Here is a 6,845-nt window from a genome sequence, read left to right as displayed (position 1 = left end):
CAGCTACGGGAACCAAGTTGGTCAATGCTTTGCTGGCTGGACCATCAGAATGGTTAAAGCCAGCGGTGGTTTCTGCGATTCCTACCGGAACGGTTTTGTCTTTGGATGCGGTTACTGTTCAGCAAGAGGTTGCACTAGTTGATCTAAGCGCACGAGCTCTAGTTGCAAGTTTGTCCGATCGTTCTCTCATGAAAGCGCAACTGGTTGCAACCCTTTCCCAGCTTCCAACCATCACGGAAGTGGCCATCTCAATTGAGCGTTCCGCCCAGGATATCCCCGATAGCGAACTGGAAGTGAGCTCAGGAGCTAGCGGCACACTGGTGGCCTTGGGTGAAGATGGGCTCAATGCTGTTTCTGGCGTAGCGGCAGATATGATTCCAGCTGGCTTATCTTTTTTTGGTTCAAGAGAAGTTACCAATTTGGCTCTTTCTGCTTCGGCGTCAAAAATTGCCGCCTCCACCAGCACTGGAGTCTTTGAAACAGCACTTGATAACCCAGGCAAAGCCTTTGATTTGCTAGATGCTAGGACCAATCTGAGCGCAGTTCAATATGACCCGCTGGGCAAGCTCTGGCTGGTTTCTAGATCTCAGGTGTCAGTAGATTCCAAACCACTGACCGTATCTTGGCTTGGCGGCCAGGCCATTACCGCATTTGCCCTTTCGCCGGAAGGATCCCGGGCGGCACTGATTGTCGATCGCGGGTCTACCAATCAGGTGCTTCTGACTAGCGTCATTAGAAACCAGGACGGCACTCCAATTGAGCTTTCTCCGCCCATAGCTTTGGCAGCAGAGCTTTCAAATCCAACTTTGGTGAGCTGGTTTGACCAGGTCACGCTTTCTGTTGTCACTTCCGAGTCAGATTCCTCAAGCGTTGCTTTGGTCGAAATTGGTGGTGGCACAAGATTGGTTCAGGGGCTGGCAGATGCTAGGTCACTGGTTGCCCTAGGCGATGGCTCAGCTATGTACATCCTGAAAGACACCGGAGAGCTATTTACCTTTAGAGGTTCATTCTGGTCTTCAATCGTTTCTTCAGTCTCAGCAATTGCTTTGCTGAAATAGTTTTCAACAGTTTTACTTTCTGCTGTTTCCGATTGGTTCATCTGGCCAGCATTTACTAGTGCTTACAAGTTCACTTGTTGATCTGATCTTTCCCTCGCGATGTGCGGTCTGTGATCGACCTGGGAAAAACTTGTGCCTAGATTGCAAAAATCTGCTTTGGATTGAACCTCGAGAATTTCTCTTGTCAGGATTAGCTTTATACACAGTGACCAAATACAGCGACGAAACTTCCAAGCTATTAGTTTCACTCAAAGACAAGGGGCAGTTCGCACTTGTTGCAGAACTAGCCCAAATGCTTAGACCAGTAATTGAAAACCTTCCTGCGAGTGAATCAATTCAGTATCTTGTACCCGTACCAAGCAGCCTTAGGAATTTTTCTAAAAGAGGCTTTCACCCAATGCTGCTTTTGGCGCAAGCGGTTGCAAGTAGTTACCCAAGCCTCTCGGTTCTGAATTGCCTGAGGTTTGCGCGCCCAGTGCAAGATCAAGTTGGCCTTACTGAGCCAGAGCGCATAGCAAACCTGTCTAACAGCATGGAGCTAAATCAATCGGTCGCGGGAAGAGTTTGCTACCTCTTGGACGATGTTGTAACCACCGGGGCCACCGCCCTCGAGGCCGCGAGGGTCCTTAGGTTCGGGGGAGCAACTCTGGCTGGAGTGCTGGCAATTAGCTATTCGAAGGGCTAAATTCTGCGCCTGGGCCACGAGCTAGCCAAGGCTCTAAGATTGAGGGTAATAACTTCCCAATTGATTTGGAGCGCATTTTGGCGTCAATTTTTGACAAAGTTCTTCGTGCCGGCGAAGGCAACACCCTAGCAAAGCTCAAGGTTCTAACCAAGGCTGTCAATGCTCTAGAACCAGACTTTCGGCAGCTTAGCGACGAGGAACTCAGGCACGAGACTACCTCTCTAAGGGAGAGATTTGCCAAGGGCGAGAGTCTGGATGATTTGCTTCCAGAAGCTTTCGCAGCTGTGCGCGAAGCCGCCACCAGGACCATTGGATTGCGACCATTTGACGTTCAGATTATGGGTGGTGCCGCCTTACACCTTGGCAACATTGCTGAGATGAAAACCGGTGAAGGTAAGACACTGGTGGCAACTTTGCCCGCGTACCTAAATGCCATTGCCGGTCGAGGTGTTCACGTTGTTACTGTAAACGACTACCTAGCTAGCTACCAGAGTGAGCTCATGAGTCGAGTCTTTAGAGCCCTTGGTATGACTACCGGTTGCATTACATCCGGCCAGGAACCTGCTGTTCGTCGTGAACAGTATCTAGCCGACATTACCTATGGAACCAACAACGAATTTGGTTTTGACTACCTGCGCGATAACATGGCCTGGCAAAAAGCCGACCTGGTGCAGCGCGGGCACTTCTTTGCCATCGTGGACGAGGTTGACTCGATCTTGATTGATGAGGCAAGAACTCCGCTGATTATTTCCGGACCTTCCTCAGGCGAAGCAAACCGCTGGTTCACCGAGTTTGCCAAAATTGCTCAAAAGCTTCAGCCGGTAATTGATTACGAAGTGGATGAGAAAAAGCGCACCGTTGGAATTTTGGAACCAGGAATCACCAAGGTCGAAGATTACTTGGGAATTGACAATTTATATGAATCAACTAACACCCCACTGATTTCTTTTTTGAACAACTCGCTCCGCGCCAAAGCTCTTTTCAAAAAAGATAAAGACTACGTAGTTATCAAAGGCGAAGTGCTAATTGTTGATGAGCACACCGGAAGAATTCTTCAGGGTAGAAGATACAACGAGGGAATCCACCAGGCAATTGAAGCCAAGGAAGGCGTTGAGGTAAAAGCTGAGAACCAAACCCTGGCAACAGTTACGCTGCAGAACTTTTTCCGTCTTTACAGCAAGCTAGCCGGTATGACCGGTACTGCGGCCACCGAAGCAGCCGAGTTTATGGCCACCTACAAATTAGGCGTAATCCCAATTCCAACCAACAAGCCGATGGTTAGAAAAGACCAGTCAGACCTTATATACAAAAACGAAGAAGTTAAATTCAACATGGTTGTTGAAGATATCGTCGATCGTCACGCCAAGGGTCAGCCAGTACTGGTTGGAACCACCAGCGTAGAAAAAAGCGAGTATCTCTCGGTGCTGCTTGCCAAGCGCGGAATAAGACATGAAGTTTTAAACGCCAAAAACAACGCCCGCGAAGCGGCCATCATTGCCATGGCCGGACGCTTTGGCTCGGTAACCGTTGCCACCAACATGGCAGGCCGTGGAACTGACATCATGCTCGGAGGAAACGCTGAGTTTCTAACAGTTGAGGCCGTTGCCAAAAAAGGACTGGTTTCTGAGCAAAGCCCAGAAGAATACGAAACCGCGTGGGCCACCGAGTTTGAAAAGATCAAGCAAGAAGTAGCTGTGGAAGCCAAGAAGGTCCTCTCAGTTGGCGGGTTGTATGTGCTTGGCACCGAACGTCACGAATCCAGGCGAATTGATAACCAGCTTCGTGGTCGTTCCGGTCGTCAAGGTGACGTTGGAGAATCCAGGTTCTACCTGTCTTTGACTGATGATTTGATGAGATTATTCAATTCCGGAGCAGCCTCTGCTTTGATGAACCGATCCGGTGTGCCCGACGATACCGCTATCGAATCCAAAGTTGTTTCCAGGGCAATTGCTAGCGCACAGTCGCAAGTCGAAGGCAGAAACGCAGAGATTAGAAAAAACGTTTTGAAGTATGACGATGTGCTAAATCGTCAGCGCGAAGCGATCTATGGCGACCGCAGGCGAGTTCTCGAAGGCGATGAGATAGCAACTCGGATTGATAAATTCCTAGAAGAAACCATTAGTTATCTTGTTGAGTCAACCCTTGCCACTAAGGATGATGTCTTGGCGAGCCTAAAGACTCTCTGGGTTGACCTAAAGGCCGTTTACCCAATTTCGCTTGAGATTGATGAGGTCCTTGCTGAGGCAGGAAGCATCTCAAGACTGACCGCAACCTTCCTTTCCAAGGAAATCATTAGCGACGCCAAGATTGCCTATAGAAAGCGCAGTGAATCAATCGGTGAGCAGGGCATGCGCGAGCTTGAAAGGCGAGTAGTGCTTTCTGTAATTGACAGAAAGTGGCGCGATCACCTGTATGAGATGGATTACCTAAAAGAAGGTATTGGTTTGCGTGCCATGGCTCAGCGTGACCCACTGGTTGAGTATCAGCGCGAGGGTTTCGTAATGTTCCAGCAGATGATGGGATCTATCCGCGAGGAAGTCATCACCTATCTATTCAACGTGGAAGTCAGCGTGAACCAGTCACCGGTGGATCAGATTAGACCACAGGCCAACCTAAGTTACAGCGCCCCTGGAGCTCCAGAAGAAGCCGCTGAGCCAGCTGTCGAACGCGCTCCATTGAATCGGGCAGCTGCCAGAAAGCAAGCTCAGGCCCAAAAAACCGGCAAGCCCAAAAAAGGAAGCTCCTTTTTCAAAGGCTAGATAAATCCAATATTGGTGGCTCGCCAGATGTTGTGGACACCTTCAAGTCGGATAGCAACAGCTTTTGATCTTCTGCCAGAGCTAAGAACCACAACTGATTCGATTACCCCCGCGCTCGGGTACTGGTATCTCACGCGCACCACATCGGTTGGTTGCACCTGCGGTTTTCTTCCGTGTTTCAACCGATACTGAGCTCTAGAAACCGCCCTTCTTTTTAGGGACTCATAGACATGTTCGTTCAAAACGTTTTGTAATTGATCAACTGACCGGACCCCTGAGATTACTTCGTTGACGGCTGTTGCAATAGCTGCAATAAATATCTGGGGCCGCCCAAGCGGCTGGGTTTCTGGTAAATCAGGCCCAAACTCAAGGTGTCTTTGGTTCTCATACCCCCTCGAGTGAATAGTGCTATCAATTCGAATATCTGGTTTCTTCACTTCACTCCCTTATTAGCCAAACTCAATTTGAGTGGCTTCAGGGTAATTGAACACGCTTGCGCTTTTTGCTGGCATTAATCACTTGTGTATAACTATTTAGCAATGTCGGCAGGTGCGAAATGATGTTGACATGACCACACTCACCAACTACGAACCTCAGGTTAAATCCCGCCATAGACAATCGCCGCTAATCCCAGAAGGTGCCAATTGCCTTCAAGTCGAATTAGCCAATAGCCTCACTCGCGAGCTGACCCAGGTGAGAATTAGCCGGTCCTTTGTTTTTGGCTTGCTCGAAGACAAGATGAGCTGGAGCCTGATTCGCCTAAATCAAGTTATGGCCCTTAGATTTCAGACCCACCCTCCTGATTCCTCAGCTGCAATCACTTGGACCCGCAAAGCTGCGGGAGAACTACTCGCATCACTTTTTCTTCCCGCCCCAGCAACCATTTGCTTTCAAAATGATCCACGTAAGAAAGTGAGCTTGGTTGTGTTGGGCGCAACAAGGGGGCTGGTCGCAACCGATAGCTACCGACTGCCCTTAATTCCACTCCAGGCACTTAGCTACCTCGAGATTTCCCCAAGCCAACTCAACCGAAAGGATTTCAACTCATGAAAATACTCAGAAGCCAGCCAAGCGGCAAGAGCCCAGTTTCCATTGCGCTATCTGCTCTTGTCGTACTTGGATCAGTACTTGGAGCTTGGTTCTTTATCGAAAGCAATAAAACCACAGAGGTCTTTCTGGTCACCAAGCAAGACCTGCCTTCGGGGGCAGCTCTAAACCTGAACAACCTAGAGAAGATAGAGCTCTCGCTTTTTGGTCTTGCGGGAGCCTACCTACGGCCAGAATCACTCCTGGAAGGTGCCTATCTACAAAGACCAATTGGCTCCGGTGAAACAATTCCGCTTTCAGCCATAACAACCCAAGATCAAGACAACTGGTCCAACTTGGTGCTCACCCCGCAAATACCCGTAAGCAGCCATGTAACCGTTGGTTCAAAAGTAGCCATCTGGGCCTCACCGTTACTTGAATTCCAAACTTACGGCGAACCAGTTTTGCTGGCCGTAGACGCTGAGGTAGTTGAGCTTATTGAACCAGAAAGCGGCTTTGCCAGCCAGCAGAAATCTCTAGAGCTAAGAGTCCCAACCGAGTCACTTCAATATCTTCTTGGAGCAATCTCTGGCCAAGCCTCGATTGCAATTACTGCTACCGGAGGTTCCAGCTAGTGCTGGAATCAATTGTTCGGTCACTACAAGCCGCTAAGAAACAAAATACAAAACCCGAACCGCAGATTATTGCCGTTACCAGCCCCCACGGCTCAACCGGTAAAACTACCGTGTCAATAAACATAGCTTTAGAGCTAGCGGCAGAAAAGTATTCGGTCCTGCTTATTGATGCAGACCTTGAAGGTCCCAGCATTGCAAACTACTTCTGCCTTTCAGAGCTTCCGGCCGGGCTAGTTGGGGCCCTAAGAATTGCGGGCCAGCAGCGATTTGATCAAACACAACTTGAAAGACTCAGCATCAAGATTCCTAAAAGTTCAATCACAGTTTTACCCGGAGTTATCTCAGACCAGGTCTTGGAGCTTACCAGAGAGAGTATCCAGGCAATTCTGGAAGTGGCCAAAGCAAGCTTTGACTTTGTTGTTGTGGACTTAGGTTCGCTAAAGCCAAAACATGAATTTGATCTAACCAGTGAGGTGGTTCGCATAAGTGATCAAGTGGTACTCGTGGCCCTTGCGGACCCAATCGGAATCTTTAGGCTGCTTAGAGTCGAGCAATACCTGTTGTCACTAACCGAGCAACCAAAGTTGATAGTAAATCGACTTAGAAACTCGGTTATTTCGCAGGCCAAGTCCGAGATCAAGACCACCCTTGCCGGTCTTGGTGCAATCGAGGCAGCGGCATT

Annotated in this window: 7 protein-coding genes; 6 read left to right on the top strand and 1 reads right to left on the bottom strand. The window is 49.2% G+C overall.

The features are described from left to right. The 3 genes from AC9UES_RS06080 to secA all read left to right on the top strand — a co-directional run. Window positions 1-1,058: LpqB family beta-propeller domain-containing protein (locus AC9UES_RS06080; protein WP_509527663.1), on the top strand; the 1,058-nt coding region annotated here is incomplete at its 5' end. A gap of 181 nt (window positions 1,059-1,239) precedes the next feature. Continuing rightward, entirely contained in the window at window positions 1,240-1,743 is a 504-nt protein-coding gene (locus AC9UES_RS06075) for a ComF family protein (protein WP_509527660.1), read from the top strand. A 77-nt stretch (window positions 1,744-1,820) separates the two neighbouring features. Beyond that, on the top strand, window positions 1,821-4,502 hold the full coding sequence (gene secA, locus AC9UES_RS06070; RefSeq protein WP_509527657.1) for a preprotein translocase subunit SecA: 2,682 nt from the start codon (window positions 1,821-1,823) through the stop codon (window positions 4,500-4,502). Here the strand turns inward: secA and AC9UES_RS06065 are convergent. Next, complete coding sequence (locus AC9UES_RS06065; protein ID WP_509527655.1) at window positions 4,499-4,939, bottom strand: Rv3235 family protein; 441 nt, start codon at window positions 4,937-4,939, stop codon at window positions 4,499-4,501. The genes secA and AC9UES_RS06065 overlap by 4 nt on opposite strands. A gap of 112 nt (window positions 4,940-5,051) precedes the next feature. Between AC9UES_RS06065 and AC9UES_RS06060 the strand changes: the two genes are divergently transcribed. The 3 genes from AC9UES_RS06060 to AC9UES_RS06050 form a co-directional block, all read left to right on the top strand. Continuing rightward, window positions 5,052-5,552 carry a hypothetical protein gene (locus AC9UES_RS06060; RefSeq protein WP_509527652.1) on the top strand — a complete coding sequence of 167 codons (501 nt, stop codon included), beginning with the start codon at window positions 5,052-5,054 and terminating at the stop codon, window positions 5,550-5,552. Continuing rightward, a complete protein-coding gene (locus AC9UES_RS06055; protein ID WP_509527650.1) occupies window positions 5,549-6,163 on the top strand; it encodes a CpaB family protein in 615 nt (204 codons plus the stop codon). Before AC9UES_RS06060 ends, AC9UES_RS06055 begins: the two co-directional genes overlap by 4 nt. Then, the coding region (locus AC9UES_RS06050) for a CpaE/TadZ family protein (RefSeq protein ID WP_509527647.1) at window positions 6,163-6,845 on the top strand (683 nt) is incomplete at its 3' end. The genes AC9UES_RS06055 and AC9UES_RS06050, both read left to right, overlap by 1 nt.

Source organism: Rhodoluna sp. (assembly GCF_044232805.1).
Lineage (GTDB): Bacteria > Actinomycetota > Actinomycetes > Actinomycetales > Microbacteriaceae > Rhodoluna.
Note: the sequence above shows the minus strand (reverse complement) of the source record. Positions and strands in the feature narration are given on the sequence as shown.

What these genes read in the sequence shown, in the direction of transcription:
- AC9UES_RS06055 (WP_509527650.1), top strand. Translation starts at nt 5,549, where the DNA reads ATGAAAATACTCAGAAGCCAGCCAAGCGGCAAGAGCCCAGTTTCCATT.